This is a genomic window from Pseudomonas sp. Irchel 3E19, from assembly GCF_900187585.1.
Classification (GTDB): domain Bacteria; phylum Pseudomonadota; class Gammaproteobacteria; order Pseudomonadales; family Pseudomonadaceae; genus Aquipseudomonas; species Aquipseudomonas baetica.
Genome location: NZ_FYDT01000003.1, coordinates 68,951 through 91,183 on the forward strand (window position 1 = coordinate 68,951; position 22,233 = coordinate 91,183).

Here is a 22,233-nt window from a genome sequence, read left to right on the forward strand (position 1 = left end):
TTGCCTTCCCCTGTTTCAGAAAGGACGCCCATGTCGCTTTTCAAAATTGCCTCCGTGGCCGCCATCGCCCTGACCCTGGGCGCGTGCGCCAGCCTGTTTCAACCCAACTACCGTACCCCGCTGGAAACCACCCGCGATGCCTCGGAACAGCTGAAACCCGGCTGTTCCAACCCTGACTGCCCACTGGTGAACATCGACACCCTGCGCTTCCCGGCCGAACCTGCCCTGGACGGCATCATCGAAAAACGCCTGCTGCAAATGACCCGCACCGAGCCGAGCGCGCCAGTGACGCCGACCCTGGCGGCCTATCGCGAGCAGTTTCTGGCGAATGCCGGCCCGCGCAACAGCAGCTACCTGCAAGCCAAAGTACGCGAGCAGCATGACGGCTTGGTGATCATCGAGTTGTCGAGCTACCTCGACACCGGCGGCGCCCATGGCACCCCGGGTCGCGGTTTCATCAATTATTCGCGCCAGCAGCACAAAGTGCTGAACCTGGCGGACATGCTGATGCCGGGTCAGGAAGACGCCTTCTGGAAGGCTGCGCAGGTTGCGCATAACAGCTGGCTGATCAGCACCAAGCTCGATCAGGAAGCGGAATTCGTGTCGAGTTGGCCGTTCAAGAAAACCCCGCACGTGGCACTGACTTACGGCGGCGTGATCCTCAAGTACGAGGTGAGCACCATCGCGCCTTACGCGCTGGGCCACGTCGAACTGAAGATCCCTTATCCGCGTCTGAACGGCATTCTCAAGCCCGAGCTGTTTCCCGGCCGTAACTGAAGGCCCGGCCGAGCACTAGCTGTAACAGCCCTGCCAGCACCAGCGCCGGCAGGGTTGCGCCGACATCCGGATACAGATTCGCCAGCAAGTGATAGGTGCTGATACCCCCCAGCCAGGCCAACAGCGCCGGCCAGCGCAAGGCGGCTGAAGCGACCTGAGCACTGCGCTTGCGCAGGATGAAGTGATCCACCAGCACCACGCCGAACAGCGGCGCAAACACCGAACCGATCAGCAGCAGGAAATTCTGATACTGCGCCAATGGCGCCAACAGTGCGATCAGCGTGCAGATCACGCCGATGGCCAAGGCCAGATGCTCGACTTTCAGGCGCAACAGAATCCCGCTGGAGACCGCCGCCGAGTGAATGTCGGCAAAAGCGTTTTCCGACTCATCCAGCAGAATCAACAGCAGCGGAATCCCCAGACCGGCACCGGCCAGTGCCAGCAGCAGCGCATTGACTTCACCGCTCGGCGCGAACGCAAGCGTGTAAGCGACGCCGAGGCTCATCAGCCAGAAGTTGCCGATAAAGAAACCGACCGCAGTGCCACCAAAAACATTCTTCGCACGCTTGCCGAAACGCGAGTAGTCGGCGATCAGCGGCAGCCACGACAGCGGCATCGCGATGGCGATGTCGAAGCCCACGGCAAACGGCATCGAACCGTCACCGGCGCGCGACCAGAGATCGGCCAGATCGGCTTTGGCGAACAGGTTCCAGGTCAACCACAGGCACGCCGCCAACAGCAGCCAGATGCCCCACTTGCGCAGAATCTGCCGCACAAAAGTCAGCGGCCCGCTGACCGCGAGCAAGGTCGCCAGCGCGCCGAAAAACAGCGTCCACAACATCGGGTTCGACCACAGTGAACCTTCGCTGAACGCACGGGTGCCGAGCAGGCTGGCAGCATCGCGCATGACGATGATTTCGAACGAGCCCCAACCGATCAGTTGCAGCAGATTGAGCAACGCCGGCAGGCTCGCGCCTTTGCTGCCGAGGCTCAGTTTGAGGGCGGCCATGGACGACAGGCCGGTATCGCTGCCGATCACGCCGACGGCGGCCAGCAACAGTACGCCCACCAGCGTGCCGAGGAAAATCGCCAGCAGCGAACCGGACAGGCCCAGGCCTGGCGCGAGCAATGCGCCGGTCTGCAGAACCATGAGGCCGATGCCGAGGGAGAACCACAGGGAAAACAGATCGCGACCGCCGAATACACGCTTGTCGGCGGGCACGGCGAGGTCGGGAGAATAAGTGCCGGGTTGAATGCTCAAGGGTGTTATCTCGGAGGAGTATTTTTGTCATTGAGATTTCTGGTGCCTGTTCTGACGCCTTCGCGAGCAAGCCCGCTCCCACATTTTGAACCGGTTCCTTCAGGAGGAATGCGATCAAATGTGGGAGCGGGCTTGCTCGCGAAGAGGCCATCACAGGCACCATCAATTTCAGGTCAGATCAAACCTTCTTGTACAGCTGACTGCCTTCCTTCTTGAACCGCTCGGCCTGTTCCGCCAGGCCTTGGGCGACGTCCACGTCGACCGCGTCGATCCGCTGGTTGGCCGCGTATTCGCGGACTTCCTGAGTGATCTTCATCGAGCAGAATTTCGGCCCGCACATCGAACAGAAATGCGCGACCTTGGCCGAGTCCTTCGGCAGGGTTTCATCGTGATACGAACGGGCGGTGTCCGGGTCCAGACCGAGGTTGAACTGGTCTTCCCAGCGGAACTCGAACCGCGCCTTGCTCAAGGCGTTGTCGCGGATCTGTGCGCCCGGGTGCCCTTTGGCCAAGTCCGCTGCGTGCGCGGCGATCTTGTAGGTGATGATCCCGGTCTTCACGTCATCCTTGTTTGGCAGGCCCAAGTGTTCCTTCGGCGTCACGTAGCAAAGCATCGCGCAACCGAACCAGCCGATCATCGCTGCGCCGATGCCGGAGGTGATGTGGTCATAGCCCGGGGCGATGTCGGTGGTCAGTGGGCCGAGGGTGTAGAACGGCGCCTCGTCGCAGCACTCGAGCTGCTTGTCCATGTTCTCTTTGATCAACTGCATCGGCACATGGCCCGGGCCTTCGATCATGCACTGCACATCGTGCTTCCAGGCGATCTTGGTCAGCTCGCCGAGGGTCTCCAGTTCGCCGAATTGCGCTTCGTCGTTGGCGTCGGCAATCGAGCCAGGACGCAGGCCGTCGCCCAGCGAGAAGCTGACGTCGTAGGCCTTCATGATTTCGCAGATTTCGTCGAAATGGGTGTAGAGGAAGTTCTCTTTGTGGTGCGCCAGGCACCACTTGGCCATGATCGAACCGCCACGGGAAACGATACCGGTCACGCGTTTGGCGGTCAGCGGCACGTAGCGCAGCAGTACGCCGGCGTGGATGGTGAAGTAGTCGACGCCCTGCTCCGCCTGCTCGATCAGCGTGTCGCGAAACAGCTCCCAGGTCAGATCTTCGGCGACGCCGTTAACTTTTTCCAGCGCCTGATAGATCGGCACGGTGCCGATCGGTACTGGCGAGTTACGAATGATCCATTCGCGGGTTTCGTGAATGTGTTTACCGGTGGACAAGTCCATCACGGTGTCCGAACCCCAGCGAATGCCCCAGGTCAGTTTCGCCACTTCTTCTTCGATGGACGAACCCAGGGCGCTGTTGCCGATGTTGCCGTTGATCTTCACCAGGAAGTTACGGCCGATGATCATCGGTTCCAGTTCGACGTGGTTGATGTTGGCCGGAATGATCGCGCGACCGCGGGCGATTTCTTCGCGGACGAATTCAGCGGTGATTTCTTTCGGGATGCTCGCGCCGAAGCTGTGGCCGGCGTGTTGCTGCGTCAACAGTCCCGCGGCGCGGGCCTCTTGCAGCTTCATGTTTTCGCGGATGGCGACGTATTCCATCTCGGCGGTGATGATACCTTGGCGCGCGTAGTGCATCTGGCTGACGTTGGCCCCGGCCTTGGCGCGGCGCGGGTTGTTGACGTGGGCGAAACGCAGTTTGGTCAGCTCTGGATCAGCGAGGCGTTCCTGGCCGAAATTCGAACTCAGGCCCGGCAGGCGCTCGGTATCTCCACGGTCATCAATCCACGCCGAACGCACATCGCCCAGGCCTTTACGTACGTCGATCACCACGTTCGGATCGGTGTACGGACCCGAGGTGTCGTAGACAGTGACCGGCGCGTTGATTTCGCCGCCGAAGTCGGTCGGGGTTACATCGAGGGTGATTTCGCGCATCGGCACGCGGATGTCCGGGCGCGAGCCCTGAACGTAGACTTTTTGCGAACGGGTGAACGGCTTGACCGATTGCTCATCGACCTTGGCCGAGTCACTCAGGTTGATCGCGTTTTTTGATTTTGTAATCGTCATCACGGGCTCTCCAGACAGCATCCAGGCAGTGGATTGTCGGAGCAGAACCTGAAAGGCACGGACGCACCAGGACCGGTGCTGTGCATCGTCGTCGAGCGTTCGATTGTCGAACAATTTCCCGGACGAAGCACAAGAGGACTCGCCGGGTGACGAGAAATCTTGTTCCCTACGCAGGCGCTAACCTGATCAGGTTCAACGGGATCCGAAATTATTCGATCTCAGCCTCATAGCAAGGCACCCCGACAAGAACCCGGCCAGTCTAGACACAACCGGCAAAGAACGCCAACACCGCGGCAAACACCATGATGAATGGCGCAATTGGCAGGACTTGCAGGATTGTTGCCGCCCGATTGCCCAACTACACTCGCTACGCCATGCTGCGCCTTGACGCAGCATGGGCCGCGCCTTACCTTTGGCGCCCGGATTATTTCCATAATATTTGCTAGGGATCGCCTCATGCTGCGCAAACTTTCACTGGCTCTTGCCGTGTCTTGTGCGTCCAACGCAATGGCCTGGGCAGCAGAAGCGCCCTTGTCGAGCAAAACCGATCTGGTCAGCGTCTATCAGGAAGCGGTCGACAACAATGCCGATCTGGCCGCCGCCCGCGCGCAGTACGGTGCCCAGAAAGAAGTGGTGCCGCAGGCTCGCGCCGGATTGCTGCCGAACCTGTCAGGCGGCGCCGAAATCGCCGACGTGCGCACCTCGATCGACCAGCCTTCGGCCATCGCCAACCGTAGCGCCCATTCTTATCAAGCCACCCTGGCGCAGCCGTTGTTCCGCGCCGATCGCTGGTTCCAGTACCAGGCCGCCAAGGACGTCAACGAACAGGCAGCGCTGCAACTGTCCGCCACCGAGCAGAACCTGATCCTGCAATCGGCCGAAAGCTACTTCAACGTGCTGCGCAGCCAGGACACCCTGGCCTCGACCAAGGCTGAAGAAGCCGCGTTCAAGCGCCAGCTCGACCAGTCCAACGAGCGCTTTGATGTCGGCCTCTCGGACAAGACCGACGTGCTGCAATCGCAAGCCAGCTACGACACCGCGCGGGCCAACCGGATCGTCGCACAGCGTCAGGTCGATGATGCGTTCGAAGCGCTGATCACCCTGACCAACCGTCAGTACAACTCGATTCAGGGCATCGTCCACACGCTGCCAATCCTGCCGCCAGCGCCAAACGACGCCAAGGCCTGGGTCGACACCGCGGCGAAACAGAACCTCAATCTGCTGGCCAGCAACTACGCCGTCAGTTCGGCCGAACAGACGCTCAAGCAACGCAAGGCCGGCCACCTGCCGACCCTCGACGCCGTCGCGAAGTATGAGAAAGGTGACAACGACGCCCTCGGCTTCGCCAACCCGAACGCCTTCGGCACACCGTACGGTGGCAACGTCGAACAACGCACGCTGGCCCTGCAAGTAAATATCCCGATCTACAGCGGTGGGCTGACCAGCTCGCAAGTGCGTCAGTCTTATGAGCAATTGAACCAAAGCGAACAGCAGCGCGAATCCCTGCGTCGGCAGGTCGTCGAGAACACCCGTAATCTGCACCGCGCGGTGAACACCGACGTCGAGCAGGTACAGGCGCGCCGTCAGTCGATCATCTCCAACCAGAGCGCGGTGGAAGCCACGGAAATCGGCTATCAGGTGGGCACACGCAACATCGTCGACGTGCTCGATGCGCAGCGTCAGCTGTACACCTCGGTGCGCAACTACAACAACACTCGCTACGACTACATCCTCGACAACCTGCGCTTGAAGCAGGCGGCGGGCACGTTGAACCCGGGCGACTTGCAGGACCTGACGCGCTACCTGAAAGCCGACTACAACCCGGACAAGGACTTCTTGCCACCGGATCTGGCCAAGGCTGCCGAAGCGCAACTCAAGGCCCGCCCTTAAAAGCAAAAGATCGCAGCCTTCGGCAGCGCCTACATTGGAATGCATTTCCATGCAGGCGCTGCCGAAGGCGGCGATCTTTTTGCTTTATTTGATCAGTCGGCCCAAGCCATCCAGCAAACGCTGCAACGCGCCCTGATTGCGGCGCATCACCGCCAGCCCGGCATCAGCCATACGCTGTGCATCCCGTGGCAATTCGAACAAACGCTGCACTTCCACTGCCAGCCCTTCGGCATGATCCACTTCGGCCAGCGCGCCGGCCTCGCGTAATTGCGCGGCGATGTCGAGGAAGTTGAACAGGTGCGGGCCGCTGATTACCGGTTTCGCCAAGGCTGCCGGCTCCAGCAGGTTGTGCCCGCCGTTCGGCACCAGGCTGCCGCCGACAAAGGCGCTGTCGGCCAGGGCATAGAGAAACAGCAACTCGCCCATGGTATCGCCGAGCAGCACCGACGTTTCGCCGTCAACACTCGTCCCGGTCGAACGGCGCACCGTGGCGAAACCTTCGCGCTGGCACAGTTCGAACACCGAGTTGAACCGCTCCGGGTGACGCGGCACCAGAATCAGCAGCGCGTTGGGATAGTTGGCCAGCAAACGCCGATGAGCGTTCAAGACCACTTCGTCCTCGCCTTCGTGAGTGCTGGCGGCGATCCACACCGGACGTTCCAGCGCTTGCCACTGGCCGCGCAATTGGGCGGCGCGTTGCAGCAGTTGCGGGTCGATGGTCAGGTCGAACTTGATCGAACCAGTGACTTCGACTGTTTCTGGTCGCGCGCCCAGATCGCGGAAACGCTGCGCTTCAGCTTCGGTCTGCACGGCAAAAAAACTCATCTCGGCGAGCATCGGCGCGGTCAGTTTGCTGAAGCGCCCGTAGCCCTTGGCTGAGCGCTCGGACAAACGCCCGTTGGCCAGCGCCACCGGGATTGCGCGCTTGGTGCATTGATGAATATGGTTGGGCCATAGCTCGGTTTCCATGATCACGGCCAATTTCGGTTGCACGCGATCAAGAAAACGCGCCGCTGCACACGGCAAGTCGTACGGCAGGTAGCAATGCTGGATGCGCGGTTCGTTGGCGAACAGCGCCTGAATCCGCTCCGAACCGGTCGGGGTCATGCAGGTCACGGTGATCGGAAGCGTTGGATAACGTTGCAACAAGGCACGAATCATCGGCGCCGCGGCGATGCTTTCGCCCACCGACACCGCGTGCACCCAGATGCCGCCGGGGTGCAACGTCGGCATGCCATAAGTGAAACGTTCGCCAATCCGTTTGGCATACGCCGGCGCCTTGCGCGAGCGCAGCCATAGCCGAATCGCCACCAATGGCAGCCCCAGGTAAAACAGCGCGGTGTAGAGAGTTCTATTCATGGCGGCGGAGTTTATCGACTTTTGTCGCCGATCGCCCGCAAGTGCACGGCAAAACGTTCCGCCAGCCAACGCGCGGCCGGGCCGAGCGGCTCGTTGCGTCGCCAGACCAGCTCAACCACCAGCGCCGGCGGCGTCCACTCACTGTCGAGTTCAACCATCAAGCCCTGATACGCCGAGTACTGCACCACGTGGCGCGGCAACCAGGCCCAGCCAAGATCGCGCACCAGCCATTCGGACATCACGTAGAAACTGTCGGCGCGCCACACCTGCGGGCTGGCCGGCTCGTTGCCGGGATAGACGCTGGTTTGCGTCGACATCAGCAACTGTCGGTGTTGCGCCAGTTGTTGGCAGGTCACGTAGGACTGCGTCGCCAGCGGGTGATTGACGCCACAGACCGTGACCATTTCCACGCTGCCGAGGACGCGGCGCTCCAAGGCCTCGGGGATTTCATCGTGATAGAAAAGCAGGCCGAGGTCGGCGCGACGTTCGACCAGTTTTCGCGCGACTTCGCCTTGCGCGGCGCTGGTCAGTTGCACTTCAAGGCTGGGGAATTGCTCGGCCAGTTCACCGAAACTTTCCACCAGCGCCTGATAGGGCATCGCCTCGTCCTGGGCCACGCGCAGTTGCGCTTCCTGACCACGCATCATTGCCATCGCCCGGCCGTTGAGGCGCTCGCATTGACGCAACACTTCCCGTGCTTCTTCGAGTAGTGCTTCCCCGGCCTCAGTGAGGCTAGGTTGGCGACCGCTGCTACGCTCAAACAGGCTCACGCCAAGGTCATCTTCAAGCATGGCAATCGCGTTGCTGATCGCCGATTGCGCCTTGCGCTGCTGGCGTGCCACGGCGGAAAACGAGCGATGTTCGGCCACATCGACAAACACCCGAAGTTGATCCAGATTCCACTGCATGCTGATTCGCCAACCCATCTTCAGAACAGATAGGTAATGACTTTACCCCATCTGGTGAATCACTAGAATGCCGCCTCAGCAAGCAACGTTTTACATTGAGGATCTGAACCATGAACGCCTACGCCTACCTGGCCATTGCCATCTGCGCCGAAGTGATCGCCACTGTGTCGATGAAAGCCGTCAAAGGCATCAGCACGCCGCTGCCGTTGGTGCTGGTTATCGTCGGCTACGCGATTGCATTCTGGATGCTGACGCTGGTGGTGCGCACCGTTCCGGTCGGCGTGGCCTACGCGGTGTGGGCGGGCATGGGCATTGTGATGGTCAGCGTCGCGGCGCTGTTTATCTACGGGCAAAAACTGGACATCCCGGCGATGCTCGGGATGGCGTTGATCGTACTCGGCGTGGTGGTGATTCAACTGTTCTCGAAAACTGCCGGGCACTAAAATCCAAGCACAATCCCTGTGGGAGCGAGCCTGCTCGCGAAAGCGTTGTATCAGAGACATCATTGCCATCTGACACGCCCTCTTCGCGAGCAGGCTCGCTCCCACATTTGGATTTGTGTTCGGCCTGTTGATCATCGACAAATCCGCCCCTTTGCCGAGTCTGTATACTGCGCCCTCGTCTTGAACACTGAGGTCGCTGCATGCCATCCGTTATTTCCACCGACGTTCTGATTGTCGGCGCTGGTGTCGCCGGCCTCTGGCTGAATGCGCGTCTGCGCCGCCAGGGTTTTTCGACCGTGCTGGTGGAAAACGCCAGCCTCGGCGGCGGGCAGAGTGTGAAATCCCAAGGCATCATCCACGGGGGCGCCAAGTACGCGTTGCACGGCGCGCTGACCGGCGCCTCGGAAGCCATCGCCGACATGCCACGACGCTGGCGTGAAGCGCTGGCCGGTGATGGCGAGCTGGATCTGAGCGGCGTGCGCCTGCTGTCCGAAGCGCATTACCTGTGGTCGCCGGGCACCCTCGCCGGCAACCTCACCAGTTTCTTCGCCAGCAAAGCCGTACGTGGCCGCGTCGACCAGGTCAAGGGCGACCAATTGCCACCGGCCCTGCAAGACAAACGCTTCAAGGGCAAAGTCTATCGCCTCGCCGAACTGGTAGTAGATGTGCCGAGCCTGATCCAGCGCCTGGCCGACCTGGCGGGCGACGGCTTGCTTGCCGGGCAAACCATCGAGCCTCTGCTGGAGGCTGGCGTGCTGGTCGGCCTGAAGGTCGACGGCCGCGAGATCCGTGCCCAGCGCATCGTTCTCAGCGCCGGTGCCGGCACCGCCGACCTGCTCACCGCCCTCGGCCTGAGCCACCCGGCCATGCAACGCCGGCCACTGCACATGATCCTCGCCAAAGGCCCGGGCCTGAAACCGCTGTATGCCCACTGCCTGGGCGGCGGCACCAAACCGCGCATCACAGTGACAACTCATCCGGCAGCTGATGGCCAGTGGGTCTGGTACATGGGCGGCGACATCGCCGAAAGCGAAGGCGTGAACCGCGAGCCGGCCGAACAGATCGCCACCGCGCAAAAAGAAATCGCGCAGTTGCTGCCTTGGATCGACCTCAGCACCACGCAATGGGCGACGCTGCGCGTCGACCGTGCCGAGCCGCTGCAAACCGGTTTGACGCGCCCGGACAACGCCTTCCTCGCCGAAGAAGGGCGTTTGTTGGTCGGTTGGCCAACCAAACTGGCGCTGGCGCCAGACTTCGCTGATCGCGTGATTGCTTCGCTGCAACGCGACGGCATCCAGCCGCAAGCCAGCGAACCTTTGCCGGCCCTGCCAAAACCGCCATTGGGCGTACCCGCCTGGGAGGAGCTGCTGCCATGACCATTGCGACCCTGCACGACTTGCACCGCCCATTGGGCAGTACCGGCCTGATGGTTTCGCCGCTAGGCCTGGGCACGGTCAAACTGGGCCGCGACCAGGGCGTGAAATACCCTAACGGCTTTCAGATTCCCGATGACGACGAAGCGCGCATGCTGCTCAGACAGGCGCGCGATCTGGGCATCAACCTGATCGACACCGCGCCGGCCTACGGTCGCAGCGAAGAGCGCCTCGGCCCGTTATTGCGCGGCCAACGTCAAGACTGGGTGATCGTCAGCAAAGTCGGCGAAGAATTTGCCGACGGCCTGTCGCGCCACGATTTCAGCGCGGCGCACACGCGGATGTCGGTGGAACGCAGCCTGCAACGTCTGGAAACGGATTTCATCGATCTGGTGCTGGTGCACTCCGACGGCAACGACATGGCCATCCTTGAGAACGAAGCGGTCTATGCCACGCTCGCAGCGCTCAAGGCCGAAGGCAAGATTCGCGGCTTCGGCTTTTCCGGCAAAACCGTCGAGGGTGGCTTGAAAGCACTGGAGCAAGGCGACTGCGCGATGGTCACCTACAATCTGAACGAACAAAACGAGAAAGCTGTCATTGACTATGCTGCTGCCCACGGCAAAGCCATTCTGGTGAAAAAAGCCTTGGCCAGCGGCCATGTTTGCCTGAGCCCCGGCGTCGATCCGGTGCGCGCCAGCTTCGAATTGCTATTCGCGCAACCTGGCGTGGCCAGTGCTATTGTCGGGACGATCAATCCGCTGCACCTCGCCCACAACGTTGCGACCGTTGCCCAGGTCCTACGTGGTCACTGACGCCGCCTCGCGGCCTTAAGCAGGAGCCGATATGCCGCGCACGCTCATCAGAAAGAACCCGAGCAACTTCAAGACCCTGCCGCTGTTCGTCGAAGCTACGCCCGAAGGCCTGACCTATCAGAGCGTCGGCATGCCGCTGAACTTCGCGCAGACCTTGCAACGGCGTAAACCGGTCAGCGTGGCGGACGCCGAGCGCTTCTCGCTGGAACTGGCCAACCTCGGGGTCTCGGTGCGCCTGACCCTGCATTGGCAAAATCGCGATTACTGGGTGTTGGTGCGCCAGCGGCGGCAGGATCGCGGCGATGTCGTGCTCAAGCTGATTTCCGGTTACGTGCCGGCCCACGAACTGAACATCCCGCTGCACACGGCCATTCAGGAAATCGCCGAAGAGTGTTTGCTGGAAACTCCGGAAGGCTGGCTCGGCGGGCGTTTCAACGACACCTGGCTACCGGCGCCCTACGCGTCCGCGCTGCATTACCGTGAAGCCCTGCCGTTTCGCCTGACACCGCTGTCCGGCTCGGCGCGCCCGATTCGTTGCGCCAATCTGCAACTGGTTGAACGGCCGCGCGCCTACGTGCATTTGCCGACCGCCTCACTGCAATTGATCTACGACCTGCGCCTGGACGTGCCCAAGGAAGCCAAATCCTTGAGTCTGTTTCATGTCGATGAACGTCTTGAGGGCGATCAACTGGTCGCGAGACTCGACCGCAAACGTCCGGACCTTTACCTGATGCCGTTGCAGGACGGCGAGCCGCTGGCCGAGCTCTATACGCTGAAAAAAGGCCAGTTGTATCCGGCAGGCACCCGTGGCCTTTATCTGGCCGAGAGCTTCGCCAAACAGGATGGCTGGCTGGTGCGCGAGGAGCGGATTCGCTGGAAGGACTGGCTGCGCCAACAGGGTTTGACGCCGCCGGAAAAGGCCACAGGATTGGCGCGCTTGCGCGGCAAGGCCAGGCAATTGCTGAAGAAGATCGTACCGCGCAAGAAAGTCAGCTCCTGAAAAACAAAAAATCGCAGCCTGCGACAGCGCCTACAAGAATCACTATGCAGGCGCTGCCACAGGCTGCGATCTTTTTTTGCTTCAATCAGTTACCGCGGATTTTTTCCACAATCGCGGTCGTCGAGCTGTTTTCTACCAGCCCAAGCACTTTTACGGTACCACCGTAGGCCTTGACGATGTCGGCGCCGACCACCTGGTCGATGCCGTAATCACCGCCTTTGACCAACACATCCGGTTTGACCTCGCGCAGCAGGTTCTCCGGGGTGCCCTCAGGGAAGCTGATCACCCAGTCCACCGCACCGAGACCGGCCAGTACGGCCATGCGCCGATCGACACTGTTGATCGGCCGACCCGGACCTTTCAAACGGCTGACGGAGGCATCATCGTTGATCGCCACAATCAGACGATCACCTTGGGCCCGCGCCTGCTCGAGATAGGTCACGTGTCCGGCGTGCAGGATGTCGAAGCAACCATTGGTGAAGACGATGCGCTCGTTATGCGCACGGGCATCGGCTACCGCCAGCACCAGTTGTTCGAGCCCCAGCACTCCACGCTCGGAACCTTCCTCACGCTGAATCGCGCGGCGCAGTTCCGGGGCACTGATAGCCGCCGTACCCAACTTGCCCACCACGATGCCGGCAGCCAGGTTAGCCAGTGCCACTGCGTGCGGCAGTTCCTCACCGGCAGCAATCGCCGCTGCCAGGGTGGAAATCACCGTGTCGCCGGCACCGGTCACGTCGAACACTTCACGGGCACGGGCCGGCAGGTGCAGCGCCGGGTGATCCGGACGCAACAGGGTCATGCCGTGTTCGCCACGGGTTACCAGCAGCGCGCCGAGCTCGAGGTCGTGCATCAGGGTCGCGCCCTTGCTCACCAGCTCGTGCTCATCGGCGCAACCACCGACGATGGCTTCGAACTCACTGAGGTTCGGAGTGATCAGACTGGCGCCACGGTAAATCGAGAAATCCTTGCCCTTGGGATCGGCCAACACCGGAATGCCTTTGGCCCGCGCAGCCTGGATCAGCGCCTGATGATTTTTCAGCGCGCCTTTGCCGTAGTCGGACAACACCAGCACTTTGATGCCTTCAAGCAGATCGTCGACCTGCGAAGCGAGGGCCAGCGAATCGGTCGCAAACGGTTCTTCGAAGTCGATACGCAGCAGTTGCTGGTGCCGGCTCATGACCCGCAGCTTGACGATGGTCGGTTGATGCGCAATACGCTGAAACAGCGCTCGCACACCCGCGCCCTTGAGACTGTTGCTCAGGCTGTCGGCAGCTTCGTCATCACCGGTCACTCCGACCAGCGACGCCGGCGCACCCAGCGCGGCAATGTTCAAGGCAACGTTGGCGGCACCGCCGGGACGATCTTCGATTTGCTCGACCTTTACGACCGGGACCGGTGCCTCAGGGGAAATCCGTGAGGTTCCACCATGCCAGTAACGGTCGAGCATGACATCGCCGACCACCAATACTGGGGCTTGATCGAATCGCGGCATGGACAACTTCATGGAGCAACCCACATACAAAATGAACAGGGGCGCGATATTAACACAGGGTTGGCGAAGGCTTGCGCGCAGGCTGCAACAGGATGAAACAGGTGTGCTTTTTGCTCACCTCTTGAGCAGGCAGACGGCTGATCAAGCGTTAGACGCAATGGCGCTCGACCCGTTTGGGCATGGCAAAAACAACGGTGGGAGCGAGTCCGCTGGCGATGGTGGTGCATTCGCCGACAGGGTTGTCGGGTCTGCAACTGCAATCGCGAGCAGTCTCGCTCCCACAGGAGGGTCAGCTATCGGTTCAGGCGATGTCTTCGGTCGGGGCATCCAGGCCCATGGCGTTGAGGCGTGCGTAGTAACCTTTCTGCGCCAGCAGCGCATCGTGAGTACCCCGCTCGACAATCCGCCCCTGATCCATGACCAGAATCAGATCGGCCTTCTCGATGGTCGACAGACGGTGCGCAATCACCAGTGTGGTGCGGCCCTTCATCACTTGATCCAGCGCCGCCTGAATGTGCCGCTCGGACTCCGTGTCGAGGGCCGAAGTGGCTTCGTCGAGAATCAGCAACGGCGCGTTCTTGAGCAGCGCCCGGGCAATCGCCAGACGCTGACGCTGACCACCGGAAAGCAATACGCCGTTTTCGCCGACCTGGGTGTCCAGGCCTTCGGGCAGCTGCGAAATGAAGTCCATGGCGTAGGCGTCACGTGCAGCTTTCTCGATGTCTTCACGCGGCGCGCCGGCCAGATCGCCATACGCGATGTTATTGGCGACCGTGTCGCTGAACAGCGTCACATGCTGGGTGACCTGAGCGATGTGGCGACGCAGGTTCAGCAGTTTGTACTGCTCGATTTCCACGCCATCGATGAGGATCTCGCCCTTGTCGTGGTGATAGAAGCGTGGAATCAGGTTGGCCAGCGTCGACTTGCCGCTGCCCGAACGCCCCACCAGGGCGACCATCTGCCCCGGTTCGACCGAGAAGCTGATGTTGTCGAGTACCTGGCGCTCGGTGTCCGGATAGGTGAAGCTCAGGTTGCGCACGTCCAGACGACCGCTGACCGAATCGCGCTCGACCGTACCGGTATCGACTTCCGGCGTGACGTCCAGCTGCTCGAAGATGCTTTCAGCACCAGCGACACCTTTCTGGATGGTCGAGCTGACTTCGGACAACTGGCGGATCGGCTTGGGCAACAGACCCGCCAGGGTGATGTAGGCGACCATGTCACCGGCCGAGGCATCACCCCGCAGGTAAAGCACCAGGAACATCAACACCGCCATGGCGCTGTAGATCACCAGTTGCAGCATCGGCGTATAGATCGCACCGGTACGGGTCATGCGCAGTTGTTTGTCGGTGTTGCTCTGACTGGCCTTGAGGAAGCGTTTCTCTTCATAGACCTCGCCGCCGAAGCTGCGAACCACGCGATAACCCTGAATGGTTTCCGAAGCAACGTGGGTGACGTCGCCCATGGCCAGCTGGATCTTCTTGCTCTGTTTGCGGAATTTCTTGCTTGCAGTGCGTACCATCACGGCGATCAGCGGCAGAATCGCAACCATCACCAGCGTCAGCTTCCAGTTCATGTACAGCAGGGAGGCGAACAGGAAGATCACCGTCATGCCTTCACGGATAACGACCTTGATCGCATCGGTTGCCGCCCCCGTGACCATGGTCACGTTGAAGGTGATACGCGAAATCAGGTGACCGGAGTTATGCTTGTCGAAGTAACGGTTGGGCAAAACCAGCAGGTTGTTGAACAACTGCACACGCAGGTCATGAACCAGGCCGAGAGAAACCTTGGCCAGAAAATAGTTACCCAGATAAGATCCCAGTCCCTGCCACGCGGCGATCAGGATGATCAGCAACGGCACTGCCTGCAATAATTGCAGGTCACGCAGGTAGGGGACGGTTGGAAACAGCACCGCTTCGGGATTCGAAAGGCCATCGACAAAGTACTTGAGGATGTAACCGAGCATCGGCTGGGTCGAAGCAAAAATCAGAAAACCGACGATGCTGATCAGGAACAGACTGATGTACGGCCGGACGTAGCCGAGCAGGCGGAAGTAGATTTTCAAGCTCGAAGGGCTTGCGGCGGGACTGGAATCGGTCATATCACGCGAAAGTCGATAAAAAGGACGCTGACTTTAGCACAGCTTCTTCAGGGTTCTGGCAATCGGCGAAAGGCTGTTATTGTTATGCAGGGTTTCAGCATCAAATAGCCATCATCCGAATGGTTGATCAACTTCAGGATTGAATCTCACAGCATGCAACTTCGCGGCTTCAACAGTACGTCCAATCGAGTTTTCGATTTCATCTGCCTGTGGATTCTTCCCGCAGGCTATCTCTTGCTCTTGTGTGCGCTGTTCTTTTTGCCGGGCCGAAGTCTGCACCACAAACTTTTTTACGGGCTGTTCAGCATTCCGACATTGATCGCCCTGTGTCTGCGGCCGCGCGAGCTCAAGGAGCTGCTGCGCGAGCCAATCTTTATCGCGCTTTTAATGTTCGTCGCCTGGGCACTGCTCAGCCTTTGCTGGAGCCCGGGCGATGAGCCGATCGGCGGGATGTTCAAGCCGCCACTGCATACCGTGCTCTTGTTTGCAGGCAGCTACCTGTTGGTGCGTTATCGCAACGATATCCTGCAACCCTTGCTATTTACCGCCGCGCTGGTCGCCCTGATTGCCACAACGTTCTTTTTGTTCAAGTTCGCCCAGGTTTACCAGCCAGGGATGCGCCTGATCGGCGGCGGTGCTTTTGACAACCCGCTTCTGAGTTCGCACCTGTTCGGCTTCTTCAGCGCGTACTGGCTAGCCGTGACCATGACCTGTAAACGCCGCCAGATGATGTGGCTGAGCGTGCCAGCCATGGCGATCATGTTCATGGCCGTGATCGGCACGGGATCCAGGACCCCCCTGGTGGCACTGACCATGGCCGCTGTCTGGCTCTGCTTCATTTGCTGGAACCGCCGTTCACTGAGGCTGTTGATTGCATTGGCCATCAGCGGTGCGACAGTCCTCAGCCTGTTTGCGCAAATGATCATCGAGCGTGGCGACTCCTACCGTCTGGAAATCTGGCAGCAGGTGCTGCAAAAGATTGCCGACCATCCGTGGGTCGGACATGGCTTCAGCGCCACGCTGTCGGTCGACCCCGGTGTGGGTTACAGCTTCCAGGAGCCCCACAGCTTCGCCCTGGGCGTTCTGTATTACGTCGGGATCTTCGGCCTGCTGCCGTGGCTGTTTTTCCTGTTCTGGGGCTTGTTGAGCAGTTGGCGCCAACGGGTCCAGCCGCTGTTGATCATCGCCTCGAGCTTGCTGGTGTTCGGCATTGGCGCGGGGCTGACCGAAGGTGGCGGGATCATTTCGCGGCCCAAGGAGCACTGGTTCCTGCTGTGGATTCCACTGGCACTGATCGCGGCCGTCAGCATCAATCAGCGCGCTCGCCGCTTGTTGACCCTGCCGGTGCAGAAGCTTTCGGCCACAGGCCTGGAGCAATTGAGCAGCGCGGCACAGATCATCGAAGAAGATGGCCTCGGCCCGAAAGTCCTGCGCCTGGCCGATGGCAGCTTCCTGAAGCTGTTCCGCCGTCGGCGCTGGTACACTTCCGGCAGCTTCAACCCCTACTCCGAGCGCTTCGCGGTCAACAGTGAACAACTGCGGCAGATGGGCATTCCTACCCCGCAAGTGTTGCACCTGTATCGCCTCGATGATGGCAGCAGCGCCGTGCATTACGCTCCGCTACCCGGTCACACGCTGCGCCAGGTGCTGCAAAGCATCACCGCCCCGGGCGTGCGTCAGGCGCTGGTGGAGCGCTTCGGCAAATTCATGGCGCAATTGCATGAAAAAGGGGTGTACTTCCGTTCGCTGCACTTGGGCAACGTGCTGGTGCTGGAAGATGGTGAGTTCGGGCTGATTGATCTGGCGGATTTGCGCATCTACCCGAGCGCACTGAGTCATTCGCTGCGTCAGCGCAATTTGCGCCATATGCAACGTTACACCGTCGACAAGCGCTGGCTGTTCGAGGATCACCTCGATGCGCTGCTTCAGGGATACGCCATGACGGCGTCACCCTCCGCTGTGGATAATCTGCACAGGCAAGTGCTGGCCGGAAACCTGACGGCCCGAGTTCATTAATGACCGAAACCGATCCGTTCATCGCGCTGGCAGCTTATCTGCTGGCCATCGTATCCGCCGCCCTGTTAGTGCGCGCGGTTCCGAAAATCAGCCGACATCTGCAGCATTCCGGTGAAAGTCGCTATGCCAGCATCGATGGCCTGCGCGGTTATCTGGCGTTTGGTGTATTCGTACACCACGCGATCATTACCTGGATCTTTCTGCGCACCGGGGTCTTCGCGTTTCCACCGAGCAATTTTTACTCGATGCTCGGCCAGGGCTGCGTCGCACTGTTCTTCATGATCACCGGGTTTCTGTTCTGGAACCGCCTGCTGACCCAGGGCCGCCAGCACGACTGGCTGGCGTTCGGGATTTCGCGACTGTTTCGGCTGTACCCACTCTACCTGCCCCTGATGTTGATCGTGTTCGTGACCGTGTTCCATCTACAGCAGTGGGAACTGAAAGAGCCGGTCACAGAGCTGCTCAAACAGATCCTCGCCTGGCTGACGTTCGATCGGCCCGACATCAATCAATATCACCAGACCGGCATGTTGATTTCCAACGTCACCTGGACCCTGGCCTACGAAGTGTTCTTCTATCTGGCGCTGCCACTGGCGGCGCTGGTGTTCATTTACCGCGGCAGCTGGCTGCAAGTGGTGCTGTGCCTGATTGGCATTTACGCGCTGTATCAGTTGGTCGGCTGGGAACACTCGCTGAAGAAGCATTTCCTCGCCAGCTTCCTCGGAGGGATCGCCGCCGCATACTGGATTCGGCGACCCGCCCTGCTAGCGTGGAGCCAGTCACGTCTGGCCAGCTTCATCGCCCTGCTCGCCCTGGTGATCGCGTTCACCGCCTTCAATCGAGCCTTCAAGATGGCGCCGCTCATGCTGCTGTCGGTGTTCTTCGTGATCGTGGCTTCGGGCAACAACCTGTTCGGTGTTTTGAAACCACGCAGCATCCGCTGGCTGGGCGAGATCAGCTACAGCACTTACCTGCTGCATGGTTTCGTGCTGTGGCTGATGGTGCAGCGTCTGCCGCTGATTGTGCATGTGGATGCACGGGAAACCTGGGTGTATCTGCCGTTGCTGGCGATCTGCACCTGCTTGCTGATTCTGATCAGCAGCGCGACCTTCCTCTACATCGAATTGCCGGGCATGGCCGCCGGCAGGAAGCTTCTGAACTGGTTGCGCCAGCGCCAGAAGGGCGACAAGCGCCTGTCGGAGAAAGTCGCTCGCTGAAAGCGAGCGAGCGCTGCCTCAGTCCTTTTCCAGCGGCGAAAAAAGTAGCCGCCCCAGACCGCGCCAGGTCTTTTTGTTCCATGCCTTGAACGGGATCTGCGCCAGCAGTTCCCGAGCCAGCTTGCGATCACGGTTGGCGGTTTTGAGGAACATCGAATTCAGCGACTTGTAGCGCACTTCGTCGTACAGCGGATGGTCGCTGAACTGCGCGTAGGTGCGCAGGATGTTCTCGATCATGAAGCGATGATTCTTGTACGAGTTGGTGGCGTGCTTGCGGTAGCGCGCCATCACCACATTCAGGCCATCAATGAAGTAACCGGCACGGGTCACCTTCAGCTCGATATAAAGGTCTTCCAGCCGGATCGTCGGATCGAATCCGCCAACCTTGTCCAGTGCTTCACGACGGATCATCAGGGTTGGCGCCGGTGGATACGGCTTGCGCTCCAGAAACATGTCATCGAAATCCAGGCGACGGAACGGTACATCGCGGCGCTGACGCTTCTCCGGGTAGAGGCTGCCGTCGGCGTGCATCAACTCGATGTTGCCGGCGCAGATGCCGACCTCCGGCTTGCCATCCATGTAGGCGACCTGAGTAGCGATACGCTCCGGGCACATGATGTCGTCGGAGCCGAACGGCACAATCAGGCTGCCTTTCGAGCGGGCGATGGCACCGTTCAGCGTATTGGTCAGGCCCTGATTCTGCTGCACGCGAAAATCGAAACCGTGCTGAGCCTGTAACGCCTTGATGCGCTCGGCACTGTCATCCTGCGAACCGTCATCGACCACCAGCAACTCGATGTTTTTGTAGCTCTGGTTGAGGACGCTGAGGATACTTTCCTCAATGTACGGGCCATGGTTGTACGAGGCGATGATGACGGTGACGATGGGTTGCATCGCGCTCATGGCTTTTTCTTCGCTCACGGCTGCTCCTTGCGGGCCTGTTCCAGGCCGGAGTCGATCAGGTCCAGGTACTCCTGACGGAACACCTCGATATCATGTTGTTCCTGCAGATAGCGGTAGGCTTGCTCGCCCTTGGCCTTGAGCTCGTCGTCCGACAGCGCCAGATAGTTATCCAGTGCCGCTACCAGACTCGGCACGTCCTTGGGGGTGATTGCCAGACCGCCAGCCCCTTCGATCAGCGGCAGCATCGCCGGCACGTTCGAGGCGATTACCGGCAGGTGTCCGCTCATGCCTTCGAGCAAGGCCAGGCCGAGGCCTTCGGCCAGCGACGGCATGGTCCAGATATCAAAGGCACGCACGTACTGCAGAGCGTTTTCCTTGAAACCCAACAGGTGCGCACGACCGCTCAGGCCTGATTGCTCGATCTCGGCCGCCAGCGGCGCCTGCAAGCGACCGGCACCGATAATTGCCAGTTGAGTGTTCGGGTATTTGTCTTTCAGCGCGGCAAAGGCCTGGAGCAAATAGGTGTGGCCCTTGACCGAGACCAGTCGCCCCAGCGCGCCAATCAAACGCACATTCGGCTCAATGCCCAATAGCTCGCGGGCTTTTTCGCGGCTGTGCTGCAAGCCTTCGGCCTGCTCGATGTCGATCGCATTGGTGATGGCGTAGGTGTTCTGCTCGGTAAAGCCGCAATCACAGTCCAGCAGATACTGTTTGACCGCCGGCGACACGCCGACGAAACGCCAGTGCCGATCGATCAGGCGCTGGGTCTGACGGCGCCGGTAGAAACGATCGTACTCGCCAAAGCCGTGGGAGATGCCAATACACAGCGGCACCTTCAACCAGCGGTTGAGGGTAAGCATCATGTTCACCGGCTTGAAGCGGTTGCAGATCACCACGTCGAATTTTTCCCGACGGCAGAACTTGTACAACTGCCACATCGCTCGCAGGCGCATGCCCTTGAGCGACTTGTCGGAAAATTCGAAATACACCGAACGGTCGGCGCGACTCACCGGCTCGCCGGGTCCTGGCTTGCCCCGCAGAAACGCTGCGGTCACTTCATAGCGATCCGATGGCAGCGCCTTGACGATCTGCTCGGCCAGGTCGGCGAAATCATTGGCTTTGACGTTGTAGTCAGGTTGCAGCTGCAGAACCTTTGACCGTTGACTCATAACTCTCCCCGGTGGACGCCAGCCTCACCTTGCTTCAGTAACCAGAGCAATTCCTGGCGTCTGACCGCTTTTCGAAAAAACTCGTTTTCGCCATACATCGACGGCGCCCGACAGGCGAGCAAACGCTGGATCAGTCGACGCAAACGGCGCTTGAACGGTGCCGGTGGCTGCAGGTCATGCATCATGCCCAGCGCCATGGCTTTGTCGCGTTGCAGCTCGATGGACAACGGCAGGCACAGCGGCTGCATCGGCACCGTCGCATCGAAGGCCGGAGGCAGCGCGATGCCTTGGCCGGCGTTCCCCATCGGCCAGCGATCGTTGTCATGCAAGTGATTGGCATAACCGAGCAACGTCGGCTGCCAGTCGAGCCCGCTCAAGGCCTGCAGTACAGCTTGCTGAGCGCAGATATGATCGGGATGCGGATCAAGTGTCGGGTGTGGCAACACGATCACGTCCGGACGGGCGCGCAGCAGCACTTCACGCAGATCGGCCAGCAGATTGTTCCAGGTCGGTGCGCCGTCGGCATCGCCCGGCAGAGTGAACGGATTCAACTGACGAAACAGTCGCGTGTCGTTCAGGTCAGCTTCCCGAGAACCCACCGCCTGATTCGGCGCAGCCTGCATAGCTGCCAGTTGCAGGCAGAAATAACCGAGCTGCACACAGTGTTCCTGCGGCACGCCGGCCCATCGCGGCACGGCAAGGCTGTCCCAGGCACGCAGACGGCCCTTGAGCCGCGCCGCCTCGACTTTGTTCATGCCCATCTGTTGATAGTGTTCGGCTTCGATTTCGCCAGCGGTCAGGGTGACAATCCAGGCGGTATCGGCCTGACTGTACAAGCCATAGGCGGCCAGTTCGGCATCGTCGGCGTGCGGTGCAATCACCATCACGCGCTGACGGCGATAGTCCGGTTGCTCCAGCGCCCACAGCACCGGCTCACCGGCCACCCGGCAGAACCGCCCGCGCAGACACAACTGGCCTTGCGACAAGGCTTGCGCCTGACCGCTGAGGTTCAGGTAACGCAGGCCATTGACGCCGCGCTCGAAGGTTTGCGCATCAGGATTCGTCCCACCGACCAGCTCGACGCGCGGATCGAAAAAGCGCCCCAGCCAAGTGCTTTTGACGCGCACCGCCAGTATCAGCGTGGCCTCGTCCAGCAGCATAACGCCCTCGTCCAGACGTAACTGTTCGCCACTGAGATGCACTTTCGGCTGCGGGGTGTACGGAGGGAAGCTGTATTGGTAATCGTCTTTTGGCGAGTAGAACAAGTGATCGGCAAACCACGCTTCGTGGGCGATCCAGCCGACCACGGCGAGTATCAGCGGCAACCACCACGCGACCAGCACGCCGAGCGCGATCAGCACAAGCAGGGCGATCAGCAAGGTGATGCGTTTATTGCGACGATGACGCTTGAGCAGTTGCTGTTTGCGGCTCATGG

Annotated in this window: 17 protein-coding genes and 1 riboswitch; of the genes, 8 read left to right on the plus strand and 9 right to left on the minus strand. The window is 60.5% G+C overall.

The window, feature by feature from the left end; genetic code table 11:
* The first annotated feature begins 30 nt into the window (after nucleotides 1-30).
* Nucleotides 31-777: an RsiV family protein gene (locus tag CKW18_RS02840; RefSeq protein ID WP_095187358.1), complete on the plus strand. Its 747-nt coding sequence runs from the start codon at nucleotides 31-33 to the stop codon at nucleotides 775-777.
* Here CKW18_RS02840 and cytX read toward each other — a convergent pair.
* Nucleotides 746-2,038: a putative hydroxymethylpyrimidine transporter CytX gene (gene cytX / locus CKW18_RS02845; protein WP_095187359.1), complete on the minus strand. Its 1,293-nt coding sequence runs from the start codon at nucleotides 2,036-2,038 to the stop codon at nucleotides 746-748. The two genes, CKW18_RS02840 and cytX, sit on opposite strands and share 32 nt — an antisense overlap.
* Before the next feature lie 178 nt (nucleotides 2,039-2,216).
* Nucleotides 2,217-4,109: a phosphomethylpyrimidine synthase ThiC gene (thiC, locus tag CKW18_RS02850; RefSeq protein WP_095187360.1), complete on the minus strand. Its 1,893-nt coding sequence runs from the start codon at nucleotides 4,107-4,109 to the stop codon at nucleotides 2,217-2,219.
* Nucleotides 4,110-4,255: 146 nt separating this feature from the next.
* Nucleotides 4,256-4,361: riboswitch (TPP riboswitch) on the minus strand.
* 204 nt (nucleotides 4,362-4,565) lie between these two features.
* Between thiC and CKW18_RS02855 the strand changes: the two genes are divergently transcribed.
* Complete coding sequence (locus CKW18_RS02855) at nucleotides 4,566-5,999, plus strand: TolC family outer membrane protein (RefSeq protein ID WP_095187361.1); 1,434 nt, start codon at nucleotides 4,566-4,568, stop codon at nucleotides 5,997-5,999.
* A gap of 84 nt (nucleotides 6,000-6,083) precedes the next feature.
* On the opposite strand, the gene waaA is transcribed toward CKW18_RS02855, so the two are convergent.
* Together waaA and CKW18_RS02865 are read right to left on the minus strand one after the other, a co-directional pair.
* Nucleotides 6,084-7,358 carry a lipid IV(A) 3-deoxy-D-manno-octulosonic acid transferase gene (gene waaA, locus CKW18_RS02860; RefSeq protein WP_095187362.1) on the minus strand — a complete coding sequence of 425 codons (1,275 nt, stop codon included), beginning with the start codon at nucleotides 7,356-7,358 and terminating at the stop codon, nucleotides 6,084-6,086.
* An 11-nt stretch (nucleotides 7,359-7,369) separates the two neighbouring features.
* Entirely contained in the window at nucleotides 7,370-8,272 is a 903-nt protein-coding gene (locus tag CKW18_RS02865) for a LysR family transcriptional regulator (RefSeq protein ID WP_170947212.1), read from the minus strand.
* A 104-nt stretch (nucleotides 8,273-8,376) separates the two neighbouring features.
* Here CKW18_RS02865 and CKW18_RS02870 point away from each other — a divergent pair, with 104 nt between their 5' ends.
* From CKW18_RS02870 to CKW18_RS02885, 4 genes are all read left to right on the plus strand, one after another.
* The gene (locus tag CKW18_RS02870) at nucleotides 8,377-8,709 is read left to right on the plus strand and encodes a multidrug efflux SMR transporter (protein WP_007915730.1); all 333 of its coding nucleotides are present in this window, start codon (nucleotides 8,377-8,379) and stop codon (nucleotides 8,707-8,709) included.
* A gap of 200 nt (nucleotides 8,710-8,909) precedes the next feature.
* A complete protein-coding gene (locus CKW18_RS02875; protein WP_095187364.1) occupies nucleotides 8,910-10,085 on the plus strand; it encodes an FAD-binding oxidoreductase in 1,176 nt (391 codons plus the stop codon).
* Nucleotides 10,082-10,894: an aldo/keto reductase gene (locus tag CKW18_RS02880; protein ID WP_095187365.1), complete on the plus strand. Its 813-nt coding sequence runs from the start codon at nucleotides 10,082-10,084 to the stop codon at nucleotides 10,892-10,894. The genes CKW18_RS02875 and CKW18_RS02880 overlap by 4 nt, the downstream gene beginning before the upstream one ends.
* 31 nt (nucleotides 10,895-10,925) lie before the next feature.
* Entirely contained in the window at nucleotides 10,926-11,894 is a 969-nt protein-coding gene (locus tag CKW18_RS02885) for a metal ABC transporter ATPase (RefSeq protein ID WP_095187366.1), read from the plus strand.
* Between the two features lie 85 nt (nucleotides 11,895-11,979).
* Here CKW18_RS02885 and hldE read toward each other — a convergent pair whose 3' ends face one another.
* Nucleotides 11,980-13,401, minus strand: coding sequence for a bifunctional D-glycero-beta-D-manno-heptose-7-phosphate kinase/D-glycero-beta-D-manno-heptose 1-phosphate adenylyltransferase HldE (hldE, locus tag CKW18_RS02890; protein ID WP_095187367.1), 1,422 nt, complete (start codon nucleotides 13,399-13,401; stop codon nucleotides 11,980-11,982).
* 289 nt (nucleotides 13,402-13,690) lie between these two features.
* Nucleotides 13,691-15,493: a lipid A export permease/ATP-binding protein MsbA gene (msbA, locus tag CKW18_RS02895; protein WP_095187368.1), complete on the minus strand. Its 1,803-nt coding sequence runs from the start codon at nucleotides 15,491-15,493 to the stop codon at nucleotides 13,691-13,693.
* Nucleotides 15,494-15,646: 153 nt separating this feature from the next.
* Here msbA and CKW18_RS02900 point away from each other — a divergent pair, with 153 nt between their 5' ends.
* Both CKW18_RS02900 and CKW18_RS02905 read left to right on the plus strand, forming a co-directional pair.
* A complete protein-coding gene (locus CKW18_RS02900; protein WP_095187369.1) occupies nucleotides 15,647-17,509 on the plus strand; it encodes an O-antigen ligase family protein in 1,863 nt (620 codons plus the stop codon).
* The gene (locus CKW18_RS02905) at nucleotides 17,509-18,726 is read left to right on the plus strand and encodes an acyltransferase (RefSeq protein ID WP_095187370.1); all 1,218 of its coding nucleotides are present in this window, start codon (nucleotides 17,509-17,511) and stop codon (nucleotides 18,724-18,726) included. Before CKW18_RS02900 ends, CKW18_RS02905 begins: the two co-directional genes overlap by 1 nt.
* An 18-nt stretch (nucleotides 18,727-18,744) precedes the next feature.
* On the opposite strand, the gene CKW18_RS02910 is transcribed toward CKW18_RS02905, so the two are convergent.
* The 3 genes from CKW18_RS02910 to CKW18_RS02920 are packed head-to-tail and all read right to left on the minus strand — an operon-like array spanning nucleotide 18,745 to nucleotide 22,231.
* Nucleotides 18,745-19,629: a glycosyltransferase gene (locus tag CKW18_RS02910; protein WP_095187480.1), complete on the minus strand. Its 885-nt coding sequence runs from the start codon at nucleotides 19,627-19,629 to the stop codon at nucleotides 18,745-18,747.
* Between the two features lie 14 nt (nucleotides 19,630-19,643).
* Complete coding sequence (locus CKW18_RS02915) at nucleotides 19,644-20,798, minus strand: glycosyltransferase family 4 protein (protein WP_095187371.1); 1,155 nt, start codon at nucleotides 20,796-20,798, stop codon at nucleotides 19,644-19,646.
* Nucleotides 20,795-22,231, minus strand: coding sequence for a PIG-L deacetylase family protein (locus tag CKW18_RS02920; RefSeq protein WP_095187481.1), 1,437 nt, complete (start codon nucleotides 22,229-22,231; stop codon nucleotides 20,795-20,797). Before CKW18_RS02920 ends, CKW18_RS02915 begins: the two co-directional genes overlap by 4 nt.
* Nucleotides 22,232-22,233: the final 2 nt, after the last annotated feature.

Excerpts from the sequence above, each read along its gene's own strand:
- CKW18_RS02840 (WP_095187358.1), top strand. The coding sequence starts at position 31 with ATGTCGCTTTTCAAAATTGCCTCCGTGGCCGCCATCGCCCTGACCCTG.
- thiC (WP_095187360.1), bottom strand. The coding sequence starts at position 4,109 with ATGACGATTACAAAATCAAAAAACGCGATCAACCTGAGTGACTCGGCC.
- CKW18_RS02855 (WP_095187361.1), top strand. The coding sequence starts at position 4,566 with ATGCTGCGCAAACTTTCACTGGCTCTTGCCGTGTCTTGTGCGTCCAAC.
- waaA (WP_095187362.1), bottom strand. The coding sequence starts at position 7,358 with ATGAATAGAACTCTCTACACCGCGCTGTTTTACCTGGGGCTGCCATTG.
- CKW18_RS02870 (WP_007915730.1), top strand. The coding sequence starts at position 8,377 with ATGAACGCCTACGCCTACCTGGCCATTGCCATCTGCGCCGAAGTGATC.
- CKW18_RS02875 (WP_095187364.1), top strand. The coding sequence starts at position 8,910 with ATGCCATCCGTTATTTCCACCGACGTTCTGATTGTCGGCGCTGGTGTC.
- CKW18_RS02880 (WP_095187365.1), top strand. The coding sequence starts at position 10,082 with ATGACCATTGCGACCCTGCACGACTTGCACCGCCCATTGGGCAGTACC.
- CKW18_RS02885 (WP_095187366.1), top strand. The coding sequence starts at position 10,926 with ATGCCGCGCACGCTCATCAGAAAGAACCCGAGCAACTTCAAGACCCTG.
- hldE (WP_095187367.1), bottom strand. The coding sequence starts at position 13,401 with ATGAAGTTGTCCATGCCGCGATTCGATCAAGCCCCAGTATTGGTGGTC.
- msbA (WP_095187368.1), bottom strand. The coding sequence starts at position 15,493 with ATGACCGATTCCAGTCCCGCCGCAAGCCCTTCGAGCTTGAAAATCTAC.
- CKW18_RS02900 (WP_095187369.1), top strand. The coding sequence starts at position 15,647 with ATGCAACTTCGCGGCTTCAACAGTACGTCCAATCGAGTTTTCGATTTC.
- CKW18_RS02905 (WP_095187370.1), top strand. The coding sequence starts at position 17,509 with ATGACCGAAACCGATCCGTTCATCGCGCTGGCAGCTTATCTGCTGGCC.
- CKW18_RS02910 (WP_095187480.1), bottom strand. The coding sequence starts at position 19,629 with ATGAGCGCGATGCAACCCATCGTCACCGTCATCATCGCCTCGTACAAC.
- CKW18_RS02915 (WP_095187371.1), bottom strand. The coding sequence starts at position 20,798 with ATGAGTCAACGGTCAAAGGTTCTGCAGCTGCAACCTGACTACAACGTC.
- CKW18_RS02920 (WP_095187481.1), bottom strand. The coding sequence starts at position 22,231 with ATGAGCCGCAAACAGCAACTGCTCAAGCGTCATCGTCGCAATAAACGC.